At 55.7% G+C, this 22,492-nt stretch carries 25 protein-coding genes; 19 read left to right on the top strand and 6 right to left on the bottom strand.

Annotation, left to right across the window (positions count from 1 at the left end):
* Positions 1 to 67: 67 nt before the first annotated feature.
* The 5 genes from sS8_RS27030 to rluB all read left to right on the top strand — a co-directional run bounded on the left by sS8_RS27030 (position 68) and on the right by rluB (position 3,695).
* On the top strand, positions 68 to 688 hold the full coding sequence (locus sS8_RS27030) for an L-threonylcarbamoyladenylate synthase (RefSeq protein ID WP_119632473.1): 621 nt from the start codon (positions 68 to 70) through the stop codon (positions 686 to 688).
* 26 nt (positions 689 to 714) lie between these two features.
* On the top strand, positions 715 to 1,362 hold the full coding sequence (locus sS8_RS27035; protein ID WP_119632474.1) for a site-2 protease family protein: 648 nt from the start codon (positions 715 to 717) through the stop codon (positions 1,360 to 1,362).
* 99 nt (positions 1,363 to 1,461) lie between these two features.
* Entirely contained in the window at positions 1,462 to 2,247 is a 786-nt protein-coding gene (locus sS8_RS27040; RefSeq protein WP_119633049.1) for a segregation and condensation protein A, read from the top strand.
* A gap of 1 nt (position 2,248) precedes the next feature.
* Entirely contained in the window at positions 2,249 to 2,833 is a 585-nt protein-coding gene (gene scpB, locus sS8_RS27045) for an SMC-Scp complex subunit ScpB (RefSeq protein ID WP_119632475.1), read from the top strand.
* On the top strand, positions 2,808 to 3,695 hold the full coding sequence (gene rluB, locus sS8_RS27050) for a 23S rRNA pseudouridine(2605) synthase RluB (protein WP_119632476.1): 888 nt from the start codon (positions 2,808 to 2,810) through the stop codon (positions 3,693 to 3,695). Before scpB ends, rluB begins: the two co-directional genes overlap by 26 nt.
* Positions 3,696 to 3,713: 18 nt before the next feature.
* On the opposite strand, the gene sS8_RS27055 is transcribed toward rluB, so the two are convergent.
* From sS8_RS27055 to sS8_RS27065, 3 genes are all read right to left on the bottom strand, one after another.
* Entirely contained in the window at positions 3,714 to 4,637 is a 924-nt protein-coding gene (locus tag sS8_RS27055) for a GGDEF domain-containing protein (RefSeq protein WP_119632477.1), read from the bottom strand.
* Positions 4,638 to 4,864: 227 nt separating this feature from the next.
* The gene (locus sS8_RS27060) at positions 4,865 to 5,143 is read right to left on the bottom strand and encodes a hypothetical protein (protein WP_197716644.1); all 279 of its coding nucleotides are present in this window, start codon (positions 5,141 to 5,143) and stop codon (positions 4,865 to 4,867) included.
* A gap of 163 nt (positions 5,144 to 5,306) precedes the next feature.
* Complete coding sequence (locus sS8_RS27065; protein WP_119632478.1) at positions 5,307 to 5,789, bottom strand: hypothetical protein; 483 nt, start codon at positions 5,787 to 5,789, stop codon at positions 5,307 to 5,309.
* 332 nt (positions 5,790 to 6,121) lie between these two features.
* Between sS8_RS27065 and sS8_RS27070 the strand changes: the two genes are divergently transcribed.
* Positions 6,122 to 7,420, top strand: coding sequence for a hypothetical protein (locus tag sS8_RS27070; protein WP_119632479.1), 1,299 nt, complete (start codon positions 6,122 to 6,124; stop codon positions 7,418 to 7,420).
* A 130-nt stretch (positions 7,421 to 7,550) separates the two neighbouring features.
* Here the strand turns inward: sS8_RS27070 and amrA are convergent, their stop codons facing one another.
* Together amrA and amrB are read right to left on the bottom strand one after the other, a co-directional pair.
* The gene (gene amrA, locus sS8_RS27075; protein ID WP_331852273.1) at positions 7,551 to 8,150 is read right to left on the bottom strand and encodes an AmmeMemoRadiSam system protein A; all 600 of its coding nucleotides are present in this window, start codon (positions 8,148 to 8,150) and stop codon (positions 7,551 to 7,553) included.
* Complete coding sequence (gene amrB / locus sS8_RS27080; protein WP_119633051.1) at positions 8,128 to 8,913, bottom strand: AmmeMemoRadiSam system protein B; 786 nt, start codon at positions 8,911 to 8,913, stop codon at positions 8,128 to 8,130. The genes amrA and amrB overlap by 23 nt, the downstream gene beginning before the upstream one ends.
* Before the next feature lie 89 nt (positions 8,914 to 9,002).
* On the opposite strand from amrB, the gene amrS reads away from it, so the two are divergent.
* Positions 9,003 to 10,112, top strand: a complete 1,110-nt coding sequence (gene amrS, locus sS8_RS27085) for an AmmeMemoRadiSam system radical SAM enzyme (RefSeq protein ID WP_119632481.1) — start codon at positions 9,003 to 9,005, stop codon at positions 10,110 to 10,112.
* Positions 10,113 to 10,153: 41 nt separating this feature from the next.
* On the opposite strand, the gene nadB is transcribed toward amrS, so the two are convergent.
* Complete coding sequence (gene nadB, locus sS8_RS27090; RefSeq protein WP_119632482.1) at positions 10,154 to 11,749, bottom strand: L-aspartate oxidase; 1,596 nt, start codon at positions 11,747 to 11,749, stop codon at positions 10,154 to 10,156.
* Between the two features lie 457 nt (positions 11,750 to 12,206).
* Between nadB and rpoE the strand changes: the two genes are divergently transcribed.
* From rpoE to pdxJ, 12 genes are all read left to right on the top strand, one after another.
* Entirely contained in the window at positions 12,207 to 12,779 is a 573-nt protein-coding gene (rpoE, locus tag sS8_RS27095; protein WP_119632483.1) for an RNA polymerase sigma factor RpoE, read from the top strand.
* Positions 12,780 to 12,790: 11 nt separating this feature from the next.
* On the top strand, positions 12,791 to 13,312 hold the full coding sequence (locus tag sS8_RS27100; protein ID WP_170161288.1) for a sigma-E factor negative regulatory protein: 522 nt from the start codon (positions 12,791 to 12,793) through the stop codon (positions 13,310 to 13,312).
* A gap of 49 nt (positions 13,313 to 13,361) precedes the next feature.
* Complete coding sequence (locus tag sS8_RS27105) at positions 13,362 to 14,345, top strand: MucB/RseB C-terminal domain-containing protein (protein ID WP_170161289.1); 984 nt, start codon at positions 13,362 to 13,364, stop codon at positions 14,343 to 14,345.
* Positions 14,338 to 14,778: a SoxR reducing system RseC family protein gene (locus sS8_RS27110; RefSeq protein WP_119632486.1), complete on the top strand. Its 441-nt coding sequence runs from the start codon at positions 14,338 to 14,340 to the stop codon at positions 14,776 to 14,778. Before sS8_RS27105 ends, sS8_RS27110 begins: the two co-directional genes overlap by 8 nt.
* A 55-nt stretch (positions 14,779 to 14,833) precedes the next feature.
* The gene (locus sS8_RS27115) at positions 14,834 to 16,243 is read left to right on the top strand and encodes a DegQ family serine endoprotease (RefSeq protein WP_119632487.1); all 1,410 of its coding nucleotides are present in this window, start codon (positions 14,834 to 14,836) and stop codon (positions 16,241 to 16,243) included.
* Positions 16,244 to 16,247: 4 nt separating this feature from the next.
* A complete protein-coding gene (gene lepA, locus sS8_RS27120; RefSeq protein WP_119632488.1) occupies positions 16,248 to 18,053 on the top strand; it encodes a translation elongation factor 4 in 1,806 nt (601 codons plus the stop codon).
* Between the two features lie 28 nt (positions 18,054 to 18,081).
* Complete coding sequence (lepB, locus tag sS8_RS27125) at positions 18,082 to 18,849, top strand: signal peptidase I (protein WP_119632489.1); 768 nt, start codon at positions 18,082 to 18,084, stop codon at positions 18,847 to 18,849.
* Positions 18,850 to 18,874: 25 nt separating this feature from the next.
* A complete protein-coding gene (locus sS8_RS27130; protein WP_119632490.1) occupies positions 18,875 to 19,252 on the top strand; it encodes a DUF4845 domain-containing protein in 378 nt (125 codons plus the stop codon).
* A 111-nt stretch (positions 19,253 to 19,363) separates the two neighbouring features.
* Positions 19,364 to 20,056: a ribonuclease III gene (rnc, locus tag sS8_RS27135; protein WP_119633052.1), complete on the top strand. Its 693-nt coding sequence runs from the start codon at positions 19,364 to 19,366 to the stop codon at positions 20,054 to 20,056.
* Positions 20,053 to 20,934 carry a GTPase Era gene (gene era, locus sS8_RS27140; protein WP_119632491.1) on the top strand — a complete coding sequence of 294 codons (882 nt, stop codon included), beginning with the start codon at positions 20,053 to 20,055 and terminating at the stop codon, positions 20,932 to 20,934. The genes rnc and era overlap by 4 nt, the downstream gene beginning before the upstream one ends.
* Positions 20,935 to 20,977: 43 nt before the next feature.
* Positions 20,978 to 21,679: a DNA repair protein RecO gene (gene recO / locus sS8_RS27145; protein WP_232020457.1), complete on the top strand. Its 702-nt coding sequence runs from the start codon at positions 20,978 to 20,980 to the stop codon at positions 21,677 to 21,679.
* Complete coding sequence (pdxJ, locus tag sS8_RS27150) at positions 21,679 to 22,428, top strand: pyridoxine 5'-phosphate synthase (RefSeq protein WP_179952438.1); 750 nt, start codon at positions 21,679 to 21,681, stop codon at positions 22,426 to 22,428. Before recO ends, pdxJ begins: the two co-directional genes overlap by 1 nt.
* The last annotated feature ends 64 nt before the right edge of the window (positions 22,429 to 22,492 follow it).

Here is a 22,492-nt window from a genome sequence, read left to right on the forward strand (position 1 = left end):
TGCGCGCATCGCTGGAACAGGCAAGGGAAAAGCCCCTGAGGAGGGGGCTCTATAGTAAACTATCCGGATGGCTCAGTATTTTCAGATTCATCCGGATAATCCGCAGGTTCGGCTGATCCGCCGCAGCGTCGAGATCATTCGCGACGAGGGTGTGATCGTTTTTCCGACCGATTCGTCGTATGCGCTCGGCTGCCGGATGGATAACAAGACCGGGTTGGACCGCATCCGCCGAATACGCCAGCTGGAGGAAGATCACAATTTTACCCTGGTCTGCAGGGATCTTTCGCAGATATCGACTTTCGCGAAGATCAACAACGAAGCCTTCCGGCTGATCAAATCACTGACGCCGGGGCCGTTTACCTTCATCCTCAAGGCGACCCGTGAGACGCCGCGCCGTCTGCAGCATTCCAAGCGCAAAACTATCGGTATTCGCCTGCCGGACAACCCGATCACGCTGGCGCTCGTGGCGGAGTTGAACGAGCCCTTGTTCAGTTCGACTCTGATTCTGCCCGGAGAGGATGATGCCATGAGCGATCCCGAAGACATTCGCGACCGCCTTGAAAAAGAGGTGGATCTCATCGTCGATGCCGGGGTGGTTCCCTATACGCCGACCACTATTATCGGCTTCATGGAGGATACGCCCGAGATCGTCCGGCAAGGATCGGGCATCGTCACCTCGCTTCAGTAATCCCACTCCTTCTTAAGATTGCACCAATGGAAGAACTTACCTTTGCTCAACGTGTCGCCGTTTGGATTCTCCCGGTTCTTTTCGCCATCACCCTGCATGAAGTGGCGCACGGCTGGGTCGCCAGGCTGCTGGGCGACAACACGGCAGCCCGGCTCGGGCGTCTGTCCTTGAACCCGATGCATCACATTGACCCCATCGGTACCGTGCTGCTGCCCGGACTGTTGTTAGCGGTGGGCGGCATTATTTTCGGCTGGGCCCGACCCGTGCCGGTGGACTTCGGCAAGCTGCGGCACCCGAAACGCGACATGGCGCTGGTCGCCGTGGCGGGCCCCACCGCCAATCTTCTGATGGCGATCGGCTGGGCGCTCGTCGCCCGTTTGGCCAGTGCCGTGGATTTCGAGTACGTGTCGGTGCCGCTTGGACTCATGGGTATCGCGGGCATCGTGATCAATATTGTGTTGATGCTCTTGAATCTTCTTCCGATTCCACCGCTCGACGGAGGGCGGATCGCGGCAAGTTTAATGCCGACCAGGATGGCCATAAAATTCAGCCAGATCGAACCCTACGGTTTCTTCATTCTGTTGGCTCTGATCGCCAGCGGAGGACTGTCCATGATTCTGGGTTTTCCGATTCACGTCATGCAGCGCTTGCTGTTCGGTTTCGCCGGTCTGTAGATGAATGAGCCGGCGGATTGTGAAAATCCCGGCGTATCGAGCCCTGAGCGGGAAGCACGGCAGGGAGGTTCACCGCCCGTAAGCGAACAGGCTGCGCCCATGGCGCCGTTGGCCGTGGTCAACGGCTCGCCCTTCACGGAGTTGCCGGAAGACCTCTATATCCCGCCCGATGCGCTGGAAGTCATTCTGGAGACTTTCGAAGGTCCGCTCGATCTTCTGCTTTATCTGATCCGCCGGGAAAACCTGTCGGTCGTGGATATTCCGATCGCCGACATCACGCGGCAGTACATCGCCTATATCGAAATGATGAGCGAACTTCGAATCGAGCTGGCCGCCGAATACCTGCTGATGGCGGCCATTCTGGCCGAGATCAAGTCCCGCATGTTGCTGCCCCGCCCGGTACGCCTGGAGCAGGAAGAAGAGGATCCCCGTGCCGAGCTGGTGCGGCGGCTTCAGGAGTACGAACGCTACAAGCATGCCGCCCAGGAGCTCGATGCCTTGCCGCGGTGCGAGCGCGACGTGTTCGAAACCTCTGCGGATACCGGAGCGATCAAGGTCAAGAAGGTTTATCCCGAAGTAGACCTGAAGGAGGTACTTCTGGCTTTCCAGGAAGTATTGCGGCGCGCCGAGCGGCTGACGCATCATCAGATCAAACGCGAGCCTCTGTCGGTACGCGAGCGCATGGCGAGCATACTGGCTCGACTGCAAACCCACTTGCCGGTCCCGTTTTCCAGCTTGTTCGAACGCAAGGAGGGGCGGCACGGTGCCGTCGTTTCGCTGCTGGCTATCCTGGAGCTCAGCAAGGAGCGTTTGATCGAGATCATTCAGGAGGAACCCATGGGCGACTTGCAAGTCAGACCTTTGGTGGCTTCCGGTGCCGATTGACGTGGAACTGAAAACCATCCTGGAAGCGGCTCTGTTGGCGGCCGGTAGGCCTTTGTCCTTGGCCGAACTGGAAAATCTGTTTGCCGAGGACGAGCGGCCCGAACCCGCGGAAATCCAGACGGCTCTGGCGGAACTGGCCGAAGATTGCCGCAGTCGGGCGGTGGAATTGAAGCAGGTGGCCAGCGGATATCGGCTTCAGATTCGTGAGGCGTTTTCCCCGTGGGTCTCACGCCTGTTCGAGGAACGGCCGGGACGCTATTCGCGCGCTTTCTTGGAGACCCTCGCCATCATTGCTTACCGTCAGCCGGTGACACGCGGTGACATCGAGGACATCCGGGGGGTGGCGGTCAGTTCGAATATCGTTCGGACGCTGCAGGAGCGGGGGTGGATACACGTCGTGGGGCACAAGGAAGTTCCGGGGCGGCCGGCCCTGCTCGCCACGACCAGGCACTTCCTGGACTATTTCAATCTTAAGAGCCTGGAGGAATTACCGCCGCTCCAGGAATTCATTGACGACCTGGCGCTGCAGCCGGCGCCGCAAGATCAAGTAGCAACCGAAAATGCGAATCCCGAATCGATCGAATAAGACCAAACCATCCGCTGCGCTACGCCCGTTGCCGGATGACGCCGGCGAGCGGATCCAGAAAGTTCTCGCTCAGATCGGGATGGGTTCGCGCCGGGAAATCGAGGAATGGATCAAAGCCGGCCGGATCGCCATAAACGGCAAGCCGGCGGAACTCGGGGATCGTTACCGTAAGGGTGACCACGTCACGGTAAACGGCCGACCTCTCGATATCGCCAAGCGGTCGGAGGCGCCCACGCGGGTACTCACCTATCACAAACCTATCGGGGAGGTCGTCAGCCGCCGCGATCCGGAGGGGCGGCCGGTGATTTTTGCCCGACTGCCCAAGCCGGCTATCGGACGCTGGATTGCCGTCGGGCGTCTCGACATCAATACGCAAGGCCTGCTGCTGGTCACCAACAACGGCGAATTGGCCAACCGCCTCATGCACCCGTCGCGGGAAATCGAGAGGGAGTACGCGGTTCGGGTGCTCGGTCCCGTGAACGACGAGATGTTGAAACGACTGTCCAGCGGGGTCACCTTGGAAGACGGACCGGCACGATTCGAGACCATCGAACCCGCGGGCGGCGAAGGCGCAAACCGATGGTTCCGGGTTACCTTGAAGGAAGGACGCAACCGCATCGTTAGACGGCTATGGGAATCACAGGGAATTACGGTGAGTCGATTGATCCGGACGCGGTTTGCCGGGGTTGCCCTTTTGCCCCGATTGAAAGGAGGAGCTTGTTACGAACTCTCGGCTGAGGAAGTCGCCGCATTGATGTGTTCCGTGGGCTTGGAGTTCGAAAAGACCGTTGCCGCCCCGCGGGCACCGCATGGGCGTGCCGGCGACAAGCGGTTGCGAAGCCGAAAACATAAGTTTTCGTAAGCTCCCGGTTTTCTCGTGCTAGGGCAGTTCGGATTCCGCTGCGGCTGCCGCTGCCGCTGCCGCTACGACCCGATTGCGTCCGCCATGCTTGGCCTGGTACATGGCATGATCGGCGCGGCGCAGCAAATCCAAATGTGTTTCTCCGGGAAGCATCATGGCTACGCCCAAGCTCAAGGTCACGCACAGGTCCGAGCCCCGTAGCGCGCGGAACGATGTTTCGACCATAACGCGGACGCGCTCGGCGAGGTTTGCCGCACCGTCCCTGGACGTGTTGGCCAGGACGATCACGAACTCCTCACCGCCATAGCGGAACAGGATATCGCTTCTGCGCACGGAATCTTTTATGGCTCGGGCTACTGCGCGCAATACGGCATCGCCGATATCATGGCCGAAACTGTCGTTGATCGATTTGAAATGGTCGACATCGAGAAGAATAATGGAGAGCGGCGTTTGGTAACGGTGCGCCAGGTCGAATTCCCGCTTCAGGCTATCGAGCAGTGCGGTTCGATTCCCGGTTTGGGTCAACTGGTCCGTGTGTGCGTAGCTCAGGGCTTCGCGATATTTGAGCCCGTTCCGCAGGGGATACAGAAGGCGGCAGAGCAAAGCTTCCACATGGGCCAATTCGGGTTCCGTGAAGCGACGGTTTCGGCTCATCCGCCATTCGCCGAGGAATTCGTTTTCCAGTTCCAGATTGTAGGCGCAGACGTGCCGTCCGTGCCCGCCGAGCGAGAGTTCGATTCCGAGCCTTTCATTGCAAAAGCTTGATCCGGCGTGGGGCACGACTGACTTCAAGTGCGTGCTGAACAGATTAAGAAGCTGGTCGATGTCCAGCGTGGTCTGGAGAGCCAGGACCATGTCGTGGTACGATCGATCCTCCAGAGTTTCTGTTTTCTTGTTCTCACGGCTTGGAAGTGAGGCCAGATTTTCCGCTTTATTTTTCATCGTGCGGCTTGTCTCGCCCAAAAGGGTATTTTGTGGCTGATATCTCCTGACAAGCTAAATCCATGCCAGTATTCTCACTGCCGGAAGTTCAAGGGTTTGGAGCCGACGTCCGCCGCAACTTTGATGGCCGTGTCAGGATCCGTTTCACGAAGGCTGAGGTAAGCGTCCCATCTTGTTCGATGAGCGACAAAGCCGTCGGCGAAGCGACACATCGACCGGGAGAATCGTCAGTGAATCCTCGGTTTTTTGCCAACGTCCAACACCGGCAGGAATTCCGATTGCTTGTAAAGCGTCAATGCCCAGCGGTCCTGATCGCTGTCGTGGCGGAGAATGTAAATGCCGTCGGTGGTCAGCAGCTTGAAATAGCCATAATCCGATGCGAGCCACCGATCTATCACTTCCACGACTTCAATGCGCCGGTCCCCGAGAAAGAAAGCACAGGGCTCTTGTACGCCCAGTTCGCTTCGGTTGGCCAGAACTGTGATCGGCTGTAATTGATCGGACATGACAAATCTCTAAATCGGTTGCTAGACAAAAAAGTACCTTCCAACATGATCCCCCATCGGGGCTGCGTACCGTGTGTTTTGGATGCCGGTCCCAACGGTTTATCGTACCTTAATCGGAGGCGTTGTGTTATAGATGGGAACGGCGCGCCATATCACTTCCGTTCTAAATAAAGACGAATAGACTGCCAATGAGCATGGTCAGAATTACGCCCTTCCAAGGCCACCAAAGAAACGACCACGACAGCTTCAGAATTTTGAGTTGTTTCTTAATCCAGTGGATTACTCTCGGCACAAGCTTCGTTCGGCAATATCGCCAGAGCCATCTCAAAACAAAAATGCCGAGTAGAATTTTGAGCGGGGTTATGGTCCAGGCGGTAATCAGTTCGGCTTCGCGCGGCGAGAGCTCGAACCAGTCCTCCAGTTTGTCTTCTATGAAGAGTTCTTCGCTGCCTTCCACCAGAATGAAAATAGCGTCTCCCAGGAATCCCAGAACATTGATGATCAGATCGAAAATCAAATCCCCGGATGCAATGATGGCCATTAGCCCGATTCCGAACCAGAGCAAGGGTTTCCAGCCGGGGTTGATTTCCGGATCAACTTCGGAAACGTCTTCGCCGGCGTTCGGTTTGTCTGTTACGTCGCTCATGTCTTATCGATGGCTGGAGTGAAACTCCGCAAGGGTAGCGTCGTTTTTCGTGCCGTTCAAGCGCTGGAAATGCGTGATTTTCCATGGGAATGGCCATGAAAGTTGCCGTGCCCGCACCCGGCCGGGTTCCCTTCTGTCGACCTCGCAACCTAAAGCGCGCAGTCCGAGAATGCGAGGCGCCTGGAATCGACGTGAACTGTGCTATAGTTCGCCAGCTACAGGATGCGGTATCCCGTGAACACCTCGGTGTTCCTCTTTTTCGGGATTTGCATCCGTGGGGCGGTAGCGAACTATCCGACAGAATCGACGAATAAGATCTCATCGAGTGCCTGATGGAAATTAAAGAATGGCTGCACGTGTGGCAGTTTGAACATCATCCTTTCGTAATTTTCGATGCGGACCGCGATCCTTATCTGCAAGCGGCCATGATAGAGAACACGTCGTTGCGGTCGGCGTTGCTGAATCTGGACAAGCCCAGTCCGTACGTTATTTTCGCGATTCGGGGAGCGGGAAAATCTTCCATGCGGATCGATACCGAGCGCTATCTCACGCAATATGAGGAGAAGGTGCTGGTGATCCGATACGTGGAATTCAACGAGCTGCTCAGCGAGGTCACCAAGGTCAGAAGGCTTCCGGCCGAATATTCGCCGAGAAAACCGGGATTGGCGAAGGTGTTTCGAAGACGAAAGGAGGAGGTGCTCATTCGTGAGAGCAAGATCACGCTGGACGATCACCTGGATTATCTCCTCAAGCTGGGAATCGAGGAGTTGTACCGCAGCATCACCGAATCTCAAAAGGAAGACATGCTCAAGGACAATCGGGAGTTCGCGGAAAAATTCATATTGCTCACGGCTCTTTATTTCTCCCCCAACGATCTGTCGAACAAGATCTCCGCGCTTCGAAAACTGATCGGCATCGCCGGTTACAAGAAGCGAAACAGTTTTTTTTCCAACAAACAGGCAAAGCTTCTGGCCGGAGAGATTTATCGGAATATCCGCGGCGTGCCGGTTTCGGTGGAGAACATGTTCAAGATCATCCAGGAAATCGGTCCGGGTCTGTTCGAGTTCCACGGCATTCCGAGGATGACGGAGAATCGGTTCACCTTGCTCAAGAGCTACATGGACCTGGTCCGATATTTCGGGCTTTCCGGCGTGTATTTATTGGTCGACCGCGTGGACGAGCCCACCAGCATCAAAGGCGATCCGGAAAAGATGCGCGAGCTGGTGACGCCTATTCTCGACGACCAGCTATTCCAGATCGATCATCTGGGCATCATTCTGTTCCTGCCCTACGAACTGCATGATCTCAAGAAGTATTATCGGAGCGATCGGATCAAGACGATTTCGTCGATCAACTGGTCGGCCGATAATATGATCCGGCTGATCGAGAAGCGCATGAACGTCTCCCGGAAGCCGGGAAGTTCGCCGATCAAGCTGCCGGACATTTTCGAGGAAGAGGGGGAGAGCAAAGCCCAATTCATCGTACGTCAGCTGACACCGCGGAATGCGTTTAGACTGCTGAGCATCATCGTCGAAGAACACTGCCAAACCGTGGTGTACGGGCCGAAAATCTCGACCGACGTGTACGAATCGGCGGTTCAGCGATATCTCATCGAAAAGGAAGGGTATTGATCGTCTGAGGCAAGGCACTCCGCTCCGCTCCGGGCAAATACATAAGCCGCGAACTCCGTTTGAAGCATTTGGAGCGCCTGGACAGCCCGGAGCAGGCCGCGGTCCGCCTGGGGTGCAAGGGAGCGGAAGCCTATGCCCAGTCCGCTTCGATTGACTGCGTGCGATACCGATAGACCTTTATCGAGTCGGACCAGTAATCCCTGGAAAGACCGGCCTTCAGTTTCAGATGCTGTAGGAAGACCCGGGGATGGGGCAGAGATTCCCAGACCGTAGGCAGAAAGGTTCCGCGTCTCAACCCTTCTTCCAAGATCAAGCCGTCTTTGCCCGGCATCAGCTGTCCTAGCAAATCGTCCTCCGACATGAACGAGAGCGGCTCCGCCGGAGTGAGCAGTGACACACTGACAGTAATCCGTTTAATGTCGCAATGGCTGACCGGCGGAAACCTAGGATCCCTGAACGCGGCAGCATGGGCATTGTGCGCGACGTCTTCGGCCAAAGAGCGTACGCATTCGAGTGTTCCTATGCATCCGCGCAGTTTGCCCAGCATTTCGAGCGTAACGAACGTGGCCGTTTTGGCGGCGAGTTCGGGTTCGAGCGTTTCTTGCTCGATAGAAACCGCCCGTCCGTGAATCAAGCCGTGCTCGATCGAGCGTCTCGCGAGTGTGAGCAGAAAGCCGCGCTGCGCCGGACTCAGGGCAACGGTAGCGTTACTCGAAGACATAGCTGCCATAACCGACGACTCGATCCTTCCCGCCGGCCGTATCTCCGGAATTGCGTAAGTCCAGCGTTCGGGCGGTAAGCCCATTCCGGAGCGCGTAGTAAAGCAGGCCATTGAGGGCTACCCGTCCACAAGCCGATTCATCGCCGATATTCTCGGGTCGGAGCCTTTCTATGGCGGCAGACGTGGCCCGGTCGAGTCGCCTGGCCGTTGCATAATCATGATAATGGCTCAAGTCCGAACTAATGACGGTCATGGTTTCAGAGCCGTCCGAGAGCCGTTCGAGTACCGCGGTGACTTGGCTCGGTGAGGCAAAGCCGGTAACCAGAGGGAGCAACTCGAAGCGGTCCAGTACCGTCTGCAGGAATGGAAGGTGAACCTCCAGGCTGTGCTCGAGCGAGTGCGCCTCATCCAGCCGTTTGACGAACGGCAAATCGAGAATCTTTTCAATTGCCGTACGGTCTATAGGAATATTGCCGAGGGGAGTGGCGTAACTGTCGCTATGGCTGACTGCGATGCCGTGAAACCCGATTCTATGAGACGGTCCGACTAAGATCACGCGGCGAATGAGGTCCCGGCCTTCTCGCAACAGCGCATAGGCGCTGGCAGCGATCGGGCCGGAATAAATATATCCGGCGTGCGGTGCGATTATAGCCTTAGGCAGAGGTCCCGCCGTGTCTGCATCCTGCAGAAATTCGCGAACCATCTTGCGGAGGCGAGGCTCGTCATCCGGGTAGAACAGCCCGGCGACAGCCGGTCGGCGTATGTTCGTCATGGCAGAGTCTTCTCCGGGAGGGATCTCGGGCGACCGAAGGATCATTGTTTTTAATAGTACTCTTTTTGCTGGAAGAATGGGGTGGCGTCATGAACCGGATCATCGAAACATCAGCGGGTTTTCCCACGCGCTATTGGCGTAAGCTGGAGGATGGCCGCGTCGAATGCACCATGTGTCCCCGGTTTTGCAAGTTGCACGAAGGCCAGCGAGGGCTTTGCTTCGTGCGGGGCAACGCGGATGGCGGGATCGTACTGCTGTCCTACGGGCGGTCGAGCGGATTTTGCATCGATCCCATCGAGAAAAAACCGCTGAATCATTTTCTTCCCGGTACTCCGGTCTTTTCTTTCGGCACGGCCGGATGCAATCTGGCGTGCAAGTTTTGTCAAAACTGGGATATCAGCAAGTCGCGGGAAATGGACGCCTTAATGGATCAGGCTTCCCCGGAAGCCATTGCGCTGACGGCAAAGGAAGTGGGCTGTCGCAGCGTGGCCTACACCTACAACGATCCCGTCGTGTTCCATGAATATGCCGTGGATGTCGCCAGGGAGTGCCGGAGACATGGCGTCAAATCGGTCGCCGTCTCGGCGGGTTATATGTGCGACGAACCGCGCGCCGAATTTTACAGTGTTATGGATGCGGCCAATATCGACCTGAAGGCGTTTAGCGACGAGTTCTACCGCAGGATTTGCGGTGGACGTCTGCAGCCGGTGCTGGAAACGCTCAAATACATCAAGCAGGAAACGCCGGTTTGGCTGGAAATTACGACGTTACTGATTCCCGGCGAGAATGATTCGAATCAGGAGCTGGATGCATTGAGCCGATGGGTGGTTGATAATCTGGGGCCGGATGTGCCTCTGCACCTTTCGGCGTTTCACCCCGAGTGGAAGATGATGGACAAACCTTCGACTCCCCTCGATACCTTGATCCGGGCTCGGCGGATTGCGCTGGAAAACGGCCTCAGGTATGTCTATGTCGGAAACGTGCACGATAAGGTGGCTGAAAGCACCTATTGCCAGCATTGCGGCCAGCTGCTGATCGGTCGCGACTGGTACGAGCTCTCCGAATGGAATTTGACGCCGCAAGGTACTTGCAACGCATGCGGCACGCGCTGCGCCGGGGTATTCGAGGAAGGTCCCGGCGACTGGGGTACTCGGCGCGTCCCGGTCAGTATGTACCGCCGGGCCGTCATGCACCACTGAGGCCTTGCCTGGAGTCTGATCGGGGCGCCATCGCCCGATGATCACGGACAGATGACGGTGTCTCGGGCTGGGGCGTCATCATTCGTGCGAGGATAGTCCAGGGTATAATGGAGTCCGCGGCTCTCCTTTCGCGACAGTGCCGAACGGATGATCAGTTCGGCCACGATGACCAAATTGCGCAATTCCAATAAATCGCTGGTTACTCTGAAGTTGCCGTAGTATTCGGCTATTTCCTGCTTCAGCAGCTCGACGCGGCGCAAGGCCCGCTGCAGGCGCTTGTTGGTTCTGACGATCCCGACATAGTCCCACATGAACCGTCGTATTTCATCCCAGTTGTGGGCGACCACGACTTCCTCGTCGGAGTCGGTGACCTTGGACTCGTCCCATTCCGGTAAACCCGGAGGCGAGGGAATCTCCGGCAGTGTCTTGATAATGTCCTCGGCCGCCAGCTTGGCGAAAGCCAGGCACTCGAGCAAGGAATTGCTGGCCATGCGATTGGCGCCGTGAAGGCCGGTGCAGGCTGTTTCTCCTATCGCGTAAAGACCCGGCACGTCGGTGCGCGCGTCGCGGTTCGTCTGCACGCCGCCACAGGTATAATGGGCGGCCGGGACGACCGGCATCGGTTGCGAGGTAATATCGATATTCAGTTCGAGGCAACGTCCATAAATCGTTGGAAAGTGACTCTTGATGAAATCGGCCGGTTTGCGGCTGATGTCGAGATAAACGCAGTCGACGCCCAAGCGCTTCATTTCGTGGTCGATCGCGCGGGCGACGATATCGCGCGGAGCCAGTTCCGCTCTGGGATCGAATCGATGCATAAAGGGCGATCCATCCGGCAGCAGCAGCTTTCCGCCTTCACCGCGAACCGCTTCGGAAATCAGAAACGAGCGGGCATGCGGGTGGTAGAGACAGGTCGGGTGGAATTGAATGAATTCCATATTGGCGATGCACGCCCCGGCGCGCCAGGCCATGGCAATGCCGTCTCCGGTGGCGATGTCCGGATTGCTGGTGTAGAGATACGCTTTGCTTGCGCCTCCGGTTGCCAGGACCACGATTCTAGTCCGGAACGTCCTGACTTTATTCGCTTGGGTATCGAGCACGTAGGCGCCGAGAACGCGGCTCCCGTCACGGCCGATCTTTTTTTCGGTGATCAGATCGATCGCATTGTGGAACTCGAACAGATCGATACTGGGGTGAGCTCGGACATGTTGAACCAGCGAGGTTTCTACGGCCCGGCCCGTGGCATCGGCGGCATGGACAACGCGGCGATGGGTGTGTCCCCCTTCCCGGGTAAGGTGAAGATTATGGATGCCGTTTTCGGTACTCACTTCGGTGAACGGAACACCGCGTTCCAGCAGCCAATCGATACATTCCTTGCCCTGGGAAACGACGAGCCGCACGACGTCCGGATTGCAAAGGCCGGCGCCGGCATCCAGCGTGTCCTGTATGTGCGATTCGATCGAGTCGCCGGCGTCCAGCACGGCGGATATGCCGCCCTGGGCGTAAAGCGTGTTGGATTCGGTCAGCGCTGTCTTCGACAAGACGGCGACACGTGCGCGATCAGCGATGCGTAGCGCTAGGCTTAAGCCGGCTGCGCCGCTGCCGATGATCAATACATCATGAGCGGAGGATGGCATGAACTTGGTTCAACATAGTGACGTTGCCATCGTACTGTAAAAATATTCCTACTGAAACAGCTGTTGTTGAATGAGACGGCGAGAGGCCGTTAAGGGTCGAATTTCAACCTTGTTGCTCCGCGGATAGGGTAGGCAGGATGCTCTCGCGGGTCGGGTCCCGGACACGGTGGGATACGGGACATGTCCCGGTAGCCGGTTCGTGGAGAGGTGTTGAGGCGGATACGGCGAAATACGCATTGAATGGTTCTTGTGTAATTACGATAATTCTTCCTGTAGAATCAATCTAATGCAATTGCGCAGCATTCCTCGGCAGCGCTTTCCGTCAGTCTACGTATCTCACTCTTTTGATGAAACTCTCTAGCAAGCCTTGTTTTTCGTTCATTCACTGTATTCAAACAAAAGCCCAGGTCTTCTGGTCGCGTGTATGCCCCGTTAAATAGGGGAAGGGTTTCCCGAAATGGGTGAGCAACTCGACGAGGAATTAGTCCGGAGGGTGCAGCGAGGCGATAAAACGGCGTTCGACATTCTTGTTCGAAAGTATCAGTACAAAATCGCGCAGCTGATAAACCGCTACATTAAGGATCCGCACGAAGCTTTGGATGTGGCCCAGGAGTCGTTCATAAAGGCGTATCGAGCCTTGCCGAGCTTTCGCGGGGAGAGTGCTTTCTATACCTGGCTGTATCGAATTGCAATCAATACGGCGAAGAATCATATTGCAATGCGGGCGCGCCGCCCCTCGGAAGACGAAATCGAAATCGAGGAGGCGGAACAATTCGAATCGGCCGTGCGTCTAAAGGATCAAGAAACCCCTGAGGGAGTAGTGTTAAGCGAGGAACTCGCTCAAGTCATTCAATTTGCACTAGACGAGCTGCCCGAAGAACTTCGTACCGCGATAAGCTTGCGAGAGTTCGATGGCTTAAGTTACGACGAAATCGCTCAGGTAATGAATTGTCCGGTGGGGACCGTGCGTTCGCGGATTTTCCGTGCGCGCGAAGCCATCGATAAGAAATTGAAAGTTATACTCGGTTAGGGGGCATGTTCATGTCGGATGATGATCTGAGACAGAAGTTGTCATTGTTGATAGACGGCGAATTGGGTAAGAGTGACGCTCTCGCATTGATGGCCCGCATTGAAAGTGATGCGGCGCTCCGTGGGCAATGGCATCGTTACCGACTGGTCAGCGAGGTGATGCGTTCGGGAAAGGTCTTGCCGGTTGACGATCGCTTCGTGGATCGGGTGCGGGAGAGAGTGTCCGCCGAGCCGACGATACTTGCTCCGAGACCGGAAAAACACCGCTATCGGGAGAAGGCGGTAACGGCTGCCCTGGCTGCGTCGCTGGCCGCTGTGGCGATTTGGGTGGGGAAATCGGTCAGTGAATATTCCCCGGTGCGTGGTCCCGAAGTATTGGCGGAAATCGATTCGGCAGGCTCCGGTTATGGCGGATCGGCGGTCGACCCGCAGATTCAGGATTACCTCGTTACGCACAACGAAACGGCATATTTGGTAGGTGCGCCAGGCATGTTGCCTTATGCTCGTCTGGTGACCTACGATTCTTCTCGCTAAATTTGGATTGATGGTTTCACATTTTGCAATCTCCGTGGGGATGGTTCGCATGCGCCGCGTTTTAGCATGGCAGATTTGCCTGATGATGTTCGCGGCTGAAGCATTGGGTGGGACCGGCGATCTGCGCCAAGGTGATGCCATCCGTTGGCTAATGGATATGCGCCAGGCCGTGATCCATTTGGATTACCGGGGAATAGTGGCGTATCTAAAAGATAAGCATGTCGAAAGTTTTCAGCTATTCCATGTGTATACCGAGGGTGTCGAGCACGAGCGTTTGGTGTCGATGAACAGCCCGTTGCGAGAAGTCGTGCGAAATTCGGAAAAAGTGGCTTGCTACTTTCCCGACACCAAAACCGTTTTCGTTGAAAACAAGCCGGCGCGACGATCGGTTTTGCTCGACCTGCCGGAGGATTTGAAACAACTTTCGCGGCATTACGATATCAAGCTTCAGGCGAAGGAATATGTCGCGCAACGTCTGTCACAAATCATCAGTATTGAGCCGCGCGACAACTTTCGGTACGCTCGCCGGATTTGGGTCGATCTGGAGTCCAAATTGCCGCTTAAATTCGAGCTGATCGGTGAAAACGACCAAACAGTCGAACAGATGATTTTCACTTCGCTGAGTATAGAGAACGGGATTCCGGAGTCCGAACTGAATGCGTCCACGAAGGTCGATGCCTTCACGTGGCAGGTCAATCGGCGCGAGAGTATGCCTCTGGAATCCTTGAAGTGGGGTCTAAGAAGTGTGCCGGACGGTTTTCAGATGATTTCGTATACACGGCTGATTCGGACGCCGACGGAACATCCGGTGGAACATATCCTGTTGAGTGACGGTTTTTCTTCTGTTTCAATTTATGTTGATGAGTTTGAAGGCGATATCGTCAAGGGATACCAAAAGAAAATCGGTGCTATAAATGCGCATTCCCGCAAGATCGGCCGCTACCTGGTTACCGTGATGGGCGATGTACCCGCCCGAACTGTGCAGGTCATCACGGGCGGTGTGCATCTTCAGGTGAACAAAGCCGATGATTGAAGAAGAGGCCGTTGTTGCGCGTACGGAAAAGGGGGGAATTTGGGTCGAAAAGCCGCGAAAATCGGCTTGTGGCGGGTGTATGCAGCGATGCGCCTCCGCTACGGTGGACCAGTATCTGGGAGCGCCGATCATTCGACTACAAGTTTTTTCCCAAATCGAAGTTCAGGTAGGCGATCGCGTGATGCTCGGGATCGAGGAGGACGCCATCGTAAAAGGTTCTCTTTGGGCATACTTGATTCCTTTGTTGGGTTTGTTTTTGGGCGCGGTATTGGGCGATGTCGTTGCCTCCGCGTTGAATTCACCTTTCTCTAGTGATGGGCTCAGCGCATTCGGGGGCGTGGTCGGCCTGGTATTGTCCTTTTTTCTCTTGAAGTTCACACGGGTATTGTCTCGCGACCATCTGCGTCCCGTGATACTTCGTAAACTTAGCTGATATCAATTCCGCGTTTAAATTCATGCTTAGGTCCGTGAAGACTTGGGAGTTTTGTATGCTTAAAACCAGGTGGATAGCCCTCGTATTCAGCTTTTTTCTCATGGGGCTTTCGTCGCAAGGAGTCCTTGCTCAGCTTCCGGACTTCACCGGTTTGGTCGAGAAAAACAGTGCGGCTGTGGTAAACATTAGTACCTCGCAAAAGGTGACGCCTACCGAGCCGCAGTTGCCGGAGGGATTGGAGATTCCGGAAGGCACGCCATTCGACGACTTTTTTCGGCGCTTCTTCGGGGAAGGTGGCGGCGGTCAGCCGAGCGAGGTGAAATCTTTGGGGTCGGGCTTTATCGTTTCCGACGACGGTTATGTTTTGACCAATCATCACGTGGTCAAGGATGCCGACGAGATCGTTGTTCGCTTACAGGACCGCAGGGAGTTGGTGGCAAAGGTGGTCGGGTCGGACAAGCGCAGCGATATTGCGCTACTGAAAATTGAGGCCAGCCGGTTGCCGGTCGTGAGGATGGGTTCGGCCGATAAGCTCAAGGTCGGCGAATGGGTGTTGGCCATCGGTTCGCCGTTCGGTTTCGACCATTCGGTGACGGCCGGTATCGTCAGTGCCAAAGGGCGCAGTCTGCCCAGCGATAACTATGTACCGTTTATTCAAACCGACGTCGCGATCAATCCGGGTAATTCGGGCGGCCCCTTGTTCAATCTGGACGGTGAAGTGGTTGGCGTGAACTCTCAGATATACAGCCGTACCGGCGGTTTTATGGGGCTGTCGTTCGCGATTCCCATAGAAGTCGCCATGCAGGTGGTCGAACAGTTGAAATCCCAGGGTCATGTATCGCGCGGCTGGCTGGGTGTCCAGGTGCAGGACGTCACTCGAGAACTCGCCGAGTCCTTCGGAATGAAGAAACCCCAGGGCGCCCTGGTTTCCAGAGTTCTGGCGAAGAGTCCGGCGGAGGCCGGGGGGGTACAGGTCGGCGACATCATCATTGAATTCAACGGACAGCCTGTGGTCGATTCGCCGTCGCTACCGCCGATGGTGGGGATGACTAAAGTGGGCGAAACGGCATCGCTCAAAATTATCCGCCACGGAACGACTCGCGATTTGAAACTCAAAATCGGCGCATTGCCCGAAGACGAGGGCACTCTCTTGGGTGCCGAGGAGGTTCCCGGGGCGCAAAATTCCGAGCGCTTGGGGCTTCGCATATCCGATCTGACGGCGGAACAGCGGGAACAATTGGAAGTTCCGCAGCATGGCGTGCTGGTGCAGGCGGTGAATCCGGGAGCGGCATACGATGCGGGCATACGGCGCGGTGATGTGATTCTCCGAATTCAGGATAAGGTTATCAAGGACGTGAACCATTTCAATGAGGTCGTAAAGGGTTTGCCGAAAGGTAAGTCGCTTGCGGTGCTGGTGCAGAGACGCGGCGGTTCGTCGTTCCTGGCCTTGAAACTCAAGGATTGAGGCCGTGGCCGATCAGCAGCACATTCGCAATTTTTCCATCATCGCTCATATCGATCATGGCAAGTCGACCTTGGCTGACCGCTTCATCCAGGTTTGCGGTGGACTGAGCGATCGCGAGATGCTCGCCCAGGTACTGGATTCGATGGATATCGAGCGGGAGCGGGGCATTACCATCAAGGCTCAAAGCGTAACGCTCAACTACAAGGCCAAGTCCGGAGAAACCTACCAGCTCAATCTGATCGATACACCCGGGCATGTGGATTTTTCCTACGAAGTGTCCCGCTCGCTGGCGGCTTGCGAAGGTGCTTTACTCGTGGTCGACGCGGCACAGGGGGTGGAAGCGCAGAGCGTGGCGAACTGCTATACCGCGATCGAGCAGGGCCTGGAAGTGATTCCTGTGCTGAACAAGATCGATTTGCCATCGGCCGAACCCGAGCGAGTCTGCAAGGAAATCGAGGAGATCATCGGATTGCCGGCGGACGAAGCCTTGAAAATCAGCGCGAAAACCGGTCTTGGCGTAAACGATCTCCTTGAACAATTGGTGAGCAAGGTTCCCCCTCCCCGAGGGGATGCCGGTGGGCCTTTGCAGGCGCTGATCATCGATTCCTGGTTCGACAATTATCTGGGAGTGGTTTCTCTGGTACGGGTGGTCAACGGTTCCATTTCCCGAAAACAGAAGATCGTGATCATGTCCACGGGGAAGAGCCACTTGGTGGACAAGCTCGGCGTCTTCACCCCCAAGTCGCTGGACAAGGAGGTCCTCCAGACCGGCGAAGTGGGCTTCATCGTGGCCGGCATCAAGGATATCTTCGGTGCGCCGGTGGGCGACACGATTACCGCGGCCGATAATCCTTGTAAGGCGCCGTTGCCGGGCTTCCAGCAAGTCCAGCCGAGGGTGTTCGCAGGGCTTTATCCCGTTGAATCCGACGATTACGAGAATCTTAGGGAGGCGCTCAACAAGCTGCATCTCAACGACGCGGCGCTTCAGTACGAACCGGAAACTTCCCAGGCCTTGGGATTCGGCTTTCGGTGCGGTTTTCTCGGTATGCTGCACATGGAGATCATACAGGAGCGGCTGGAGCGGGAATATGATCTCGATCTGATCACCACCGCGCCCACCGTGGTGTACGAGGTGCTCAAAACGGATGAAGAAACGGTCCTGATCGACAACCCGTCCAAGCTGCCGCCGCCCAACGAAATCGTGGAAGTCCGCGAACCGATCATCGAAGCCAATATTCTGGTGCCGCAGGATTACCTGGGCGCGGTCATGACGCTTTGTGTCGAAAAGCGCGGCGTTCAAAAAAAGATGCAGTACATGGGCGGACAGGTATCCATGAACTTCGAACTGCCCCTGAGCGAGGTCGTATTGGACTTTTTTGACCGTCTAAAATCGGTCAGCCGGGGGTTTGCTTCCTTCGATTATGAATTCCGGCGCTTCCAGGCGTCACCGTTGGTCAAGCTGGACATCCTCATCAACGGCGAACGTGTTGATGCCCTCTCATTGATCGTGCATAGGGACATCAGTCAGTCCCGCGGGAGGGATCTTGTGGAGCGCATGAAGGATCTGATTCCGAGACAAATGTTCGAAGTGGCTATCCAGGCGGCGATCGGTTCGAAGATTATCGCTCGGTCCACTGTGAAAGCGATGCGTAAAAACGTGCTGGCCAAATGCTACGGTGGCGATATCACACGCAAGAAGAAGCTGCTTGAAAAGCAGAAGGCCGGGAAAAAAAGGATGAAGCAAGTTGGCAAGATCGATATTCCCCAGGAGGCATTTCTGGCGGTTCTGCGCGTGAGCAAAGATTCCTAGAACTGAAAAACAACAAAAGACCCAGCTTATGGACTTCGATTTTTCGTTTTTTTTGGTCATGGCAACCATCGTGACCGGGATTATCTGGGGCAGTTATGCATTGCTGCGGCGTTTTCAGCCGGCCGGAGCGAAAGAGCCGGTTATTGTGGAATACGCCCGCTCGTTTTTTCCGATCATTCTGATCGTGCTTCTGTTGCGTTCATTTTTGGTGGAGCCGTTTCGAATTCCCTCGGGTTCCATGATGCCGACGCTTCTGATCGGCGATTTCATTCTCGTCAACAAATACGCCTACGGTATCCGTCTCCCGGTTTTGAACACCAAGATTGTCGACATGGGCGAGCCGGAGCGCGGCGATATCGTGGTATTCCGTTTTCCGAAAGACCCGACGATCGATTACATCAAGCGTGTCATCGGCGTGCCGGGTGACCGTATTGCGTACTTCAATAAACAGCTTTATGTAAATGGAGAGGCCGTAAAGCAAACGGATATTGCTGAATATCAAGGTGTGGGCCAGGGAAATATCATGACCGGGGCACGCCTTCTCAGCGAAAATCTGAGCGGCATACAGCACGATATCCTGATTCGGGAGGGGCAGCCTTCGGTGCAGGGAGAATTTGCGGTACCGGAAGGACATTATTTTGTTATGGGCGATAATCGGGACAACAGTAACGACAGCCGGTACTGGGGTACCGTACCGGAAAGCCACTTGGTCGGAAAAGCCTTTTTCATTTGGATGAGCTTTGATTGGGAGAACGGCGGAGTCGCATTTGATCGTCTCGGTACTATATTGAATTAGTACCGAAACGCCGGAGTTTGCAAAAATGGCCAATTTCCCTTTCACGCAGAAAGGTCTGACCCTCGTGGGATTTCTGTGGACATCATTCCTGATCGGTTTTTTTTCCTTGCTCGTGCTCAAGATCGGACCCGTTTATCTCGAGCATTACAAGGTTGTGTCATCGCTCAAATCGCTCGAAAAAGAGAGCGAACTCGCTTCGAAATCCAGAGAAGAGATCTTGAGTCTTCTGCAGAAACGCTGGGAGATCAACATGGTCGAACGAGTATCGACCCAAGATGTGAGAATTCTGAAAGAAGGCTCTTATCTAAAAGTCGAAGTTGCTTATGATGTGGCCGAGCATCTTTTTGGAAACGTGGATGTCTTGCTGCACTTTGACGATCAAGTCGAGGTCGGATCGAATTGATGAAAATCGCTTGGGGTTTTTGCGGCTCATATGCCGGCCATTCGCCGCTTATTTGTCCTTGTGCGCAAGCGGGCGGATTGGTTTACGTGCCGTTCGGATCCAGGTGAGTCCGTGATATTGGAACCGGAAAAGATCGCGAAAAAGCTGGGCGTGAGTTTCAAGAATCCCGCTTTGGTCAGGAGGGCTCTGACACACCGCAGTGCGGAAAGCGAGAACAATGAACGACTCGAATTCCTCGGTGACTCCGTGCTCGGGTTCGTAATCGCGGAGCGGCTTTACGAAAAGTTCACGGAAGCCGATGAAGGAGTTCTCAGCCGGCTGCGTGCCACTCTCGTGAATCAGACTTCCTTGGCGGAATTGGCGCGCAAATTGAATCTGGGCGATTACCTGGTCTTGGGATCGGGCGAGTTGAAAAGTGGCGGGTACCGGCGTGACTCGATTTTGTCCGATGCCTTGGAGGCCGTTATCGGTGCTTTGCTTATCGACCAGGGAATGGACGCCTGCCGGGAGTGGATTTTGAAACTTTTCGCCGAGCCCATAGACGGCCTTTCATTGCGGGATTGGAAAAAAGATCCGAAGACCCGATTGCAGGAGCTGATGCAGGCGCGAGGACTCGAACTGCCCATTTATAATCTCAAAACGGTGTTTGGCCAGCCGCATGACCAGAGCTTCTGCGTGGAGTGCCGCGTTTCGCTGATTCCGGTTTCCTGCGAGGGTGTTGGCTCTTCCCGGAAAAAGGCGGAGCAGCAGGCGGCGGAAAAGATGTTGGATTTGTTGGCGGAGAAATTGGGGCTCAAACCATGAAAGCGGGCTTCGTCGCCTTGGTGGGGCGTCCCAACGTCGGTAAATCCACCCTTCTCAATCACCTGGTCGGTCAAAAGATCAGTATCACCTCGCGTCGACCGCAGACGACGCGGCATCGCATCTGCGGTATCAAAACCACGGAGGAGGGGCAGATCGTTTTTGTCGACACGCCGGGCATCCATGCCAGCCAGAAGCGTGCGATGAACCGCTACCTCAACCGCGCTGCGGTGTCCGCCCTGCTCGATGTGGACCTGATCATCTGGATCATCGATAGACCGAACTGGCTACGCGAGGACGATCTGGTTCTGGAACGAATCAAATCGGCCGGTGTCCCCGTGGTCCTGGTCATCAACAAAGTCGACAGACTCGAAGACAAAGCTGTGTTATTGCCCTTTCTGGAAGAAGCGGCGGCTCGCCATTCGTTCGCCGATCTGGTTCCGGTCTCCGCCTTAAAGGGCGTTAATCTCGACGTTTTGGAGCGAAAAATCATCGCGCTCTTGCCGGAGGGCGAACCGATTTTTCCCGAGGATCAAATCACAGACAAGCCGGAACGGTTTTTTGCCGCTGAAGTGATTCGGGAAAAACTGCTGCGTTCGCTGTCGCAGGAGGTGCCTCACGCGCTTACGGTAGAGATCGAGCAGTTCAAGATCGAAGGCGGATTGACGCGTATCAATGCGGTGATTTGGGTCGAGCGCGAGGGCCAGAAGGCAATCATCATCGGGCACGGCGGCGAAGTGCTCAAGAAGGTCGGGGAGCGGGCACGCCACGAACTGGAACATCTGCTCGACAGCAAGGTTTACCTGGAGCTTTGGGTTAAGGTAAAGAAAGGTTGGTCGGATGACGAGCGTGCACTGCACAGCCTCGGCTACGTCGAATGAAGGGAGCAGGAGCGATTCCCCGGATTTTCGAGACCGAATCTCGTTGCAGAGCGGTTTCGTTCTTCACAGCAGAGCTTATCGCGAGTCGAGTCTGCTTCTCGACGTTTTCACTCTGAATTTCGGTCGGCTTCGGCTATTGGCGAAAGGCGCTCGGAAAAGCAAGAAAGGTCTGCACGCCTTATTGCAGCCGTTCGTCGGATTGCGCCTTTCTTGGACGGGAAAAGGCGATCTGCCGATTTTGACGGATGCGGAAGCCGCGGGAACCGGCGTCGAGCTGAGCGGTTCCAAGCTGTTCTGCGGATTCTACATCAACGAGTTACTGCTTCATTTTCTCCCCTCCCGCGATCCTCATCCGGAAGTATTCCATCTGTATCGGAGTACGTTGGACCAGCTTGCCACCGATGATGGCGTCGAGCGTATTCTGAGATTGTTCGAAGTCTCGCTGTTAGGCGAGATGGGGTACGGCTTGTCCCTGGACCGGGACGCGATCTCCGGGCAGCCCATCGATGCCACAAAGCGGTACGTGTATAGGATTGAGCACGGTCCGGTGGAGAACGATGAAGGCATTGCAGAGTCGGTCGGAGGCGCCACCTTGCTCGCATTGGAGCAAAAGACGCTGAACGCTCCGGACGAACTCCAGGAAGCGAAACGTCTCATGCGGCAGGTGATCAATTATCATCTCAATGGAAAACGTCTCAAGAGTCGGGACTTCTTCAAACAAGTCACAAAAGATAGGCCATCATGATGACATCTCGCCCGATCCTGCTCGGAGTAAACATCGATCATATTGCAACCATCCGGCAAGCCAGGCACACCAAATACCCGGAAGTGATTCAGGCGGCCCTGCTCGCCGAGCAAGCGGGTGCCGACGGTATTACCGCCCATCTTCGGGAAGATCGCCGGCATATACAGGACCGGGATATCCGTTTACTGCGCGACATGATCGAAACCCGTCTGAATCTGGAAATGGCGGTGACCGATGAGATGGTCGGCATCGCAAGATCGGTGCAGCCGCAGGCTTGCTGCCTGGTGCCTGAGCGGCGCCAAGAATTGACCACCGAGGGCGGTCTCGATGTGGCGGGGAATTTCGAGCGGATCCAGACCGCTTGCGAAGCATTGGGGGAAGCCGGGATTGTCGTCTCCTTGTTCATCGACGCCGATTTTCGTCAGATCGAAGCCGCTGCGAAAACCGGTGCTCCAGTGATCGAACTCCATACCGGACACTATGCCGACGCCGTGTCGGACAAAGAGGGCAAGGATGAGTTTCGGCGCCTTGCGCGCGCGGCGGAATACGCAGCGGGATTGGGGCTCAGGGTGAATGCCGGGCATGGATTGAATTATCACAATGTACAGGAAATCTCCCGTATTTCTCAGGTGGAGGAGCTCAACATCGGGCATGCCATCGTCGCACGGGCGCTGTTCGTCGGTCTGGAGCGGGCGGTCGGTGATATGAAGCGGGCGATGGAGACGGCGCGCTTATCAATTGACCCATAGGGTTTAATCTGCCATAGTTGAAAAGCTATCGAATTGAACGGCTGACCGGCTTTTTCGCATGCCG

This window comes from Methylocaldum marinum (assembly GCF_003584645.1).
GTDB classification, from domain to species: Bacteria; Pseudomonadota; Gammaproteobacteria; order Methylococcales; family Methylococcaceae; genus Methylocaldum; species Methylocaldum marinum.

Excerpts from the sequence above, each read along its gene's own strand:
- sS8_RS27070 (WP_119632479.1), top strand. The coding sequence starts at position 6,122 with ATGGAAATTAAAGAATGGCTGCACGTGTGGCAGTTTGAACATCATCCT.
- nadB (WP_119632482.1), bottom strand. The coding sequence starts at position 11,749 with ATGCCATCCTCCGCTCATGATGTATTGATCATCGGCAGCGGCGCAGCC.
- amrA (WP_331852273.1), bottom strand. The coding sequence starts at position 8,150 with ATGGCAGCTATGTCTTCGAGTAACGCTACCGTTGCCCTGAGTCCGGCG.
- sS8_RS27060 (WP_197716644.1), bottom strand. The coding sequence starts at position 5,143 with ATGTCCGATCAATTACAGCCGATCACAGTTCTGGCCAACCGAAGCGAA.
- rluB (WP_119632476.1), top strand. The coding sequence starts at position 2,808 with ATGCGAATCCCGAATCGATCGAATAAGACCAAACCATCCGCTGCGCTA.
- sS8_RS27110 (WP_119632486.1), top strand. The coding sequence starts at position 14,338 with ATGATTGAAGAAGAGGCCGTTGTTGCGCGTACGGAAAAGGGGGGAATT.
- era (WP_119632491.1), top strand. The coding sequence starts at position 20,053 with ATGAAAGCGGGCTTCGTCGCCTTGGTGGGGCGTCCCAACGTCGGTAAA.
- pdxJ (WP_179952438.1), top strand. The coding sequence starts at position 21,679 with ATGACATCTCGCCCGATCCTGCTCGGAGTAAACATCGATCATATTGCA.
- sS8_RS27130 (WP_119632490.1), top strand. The coding sequence starts at position 18,875 with ATGGCCAATTTCCCTTTCACGCAGAAAGGTCTGACCCTCGTGGGATTT.
- sS8_RS27115 (WP_119632487.1), top strand. The coding sequence starts at position 14,834 with ATGCTTAAAACCAGGTGGATAGCCCTCGTATTCAGCTTTTTTCTCATG.
- sS8_RS27030 (WP_119632473.1), top strand. The coding sequence starts at position 68 with ATGGCTCAGTATTTTCAGATTCATCCGGATAATCCGCAGGTTCGGCTG.
- sS8_RS27100 (WP_170161288.1), top strand. The coding sequence starts at position 12,791 with ATGTCGGATGATGATCTGAGACAGAAGTTGTCATTGTTGATAGACGGC.
- rpoE (WP_119632483.1), top strand. The coding sequence starts at position 12,207 with ATGGGTGAGCAACTCGACGAGGAATTAGTCCGGAGGGTGCAGCGAGGC.
- sS8_RS27035 (WP_119632474.1), top strand. The coding sequence starts at position 715 with ATGGAAGAACTTACCTTTGCTCAACGTGTCGCCGTTTGGATTCTCCCG.
- sS8_RS27055 (WP_119632477.1), bottom strand. The coding sequence starts at position 4,637 with ATGAAAAATAAAGCGGAAAATCTGGCCTCACTTCCAAGCCGTGAGAAC.
- amrB (WP_119633051.1), bottom strand. The coding sequence starts at position 8,913 with ATGACGAACATACGCCGACCGGCTGTCGCCGGGCTGTTCTACCCGGAT.
- sS8_RS27040 (WP_119633049.1), top strand. The coding sequence starts at position 1,462 with ATGGCGCCGTTGGCCGTGGTCAACGGCTCGCCCTTCACGGAGTTGCCG.
- lepB (WP_119632489.1), top strand. The coding sequence starts at position 18,082 with ATGGACTTCGATTTTTCGTTTTTTTTGGTCATGGCAACCATCGTGACC.
- sS8_RS27105 (WP_170161289.1), top strand. The coding sequence starts at position 13,362 with ATGCGCCGCGTTTTAGCATGGCAGATTTGCCTGATGATGTTCGCGGCT.
- sS8_RS27065 (WP_119632478.1), bottom strand. The coding sequence starts at position 5,789 with ATGAGCGACGTAACAGACAAACCGAACGCCGGCGAAGACGTTTCCGAA.
- amrS (WP_119632481.1), top strand. The coding sequence starts at position 9,003 with ATGAACCGGATCATCGAAACATCAGCGGGTTTTCCCACGCGCTATTGG.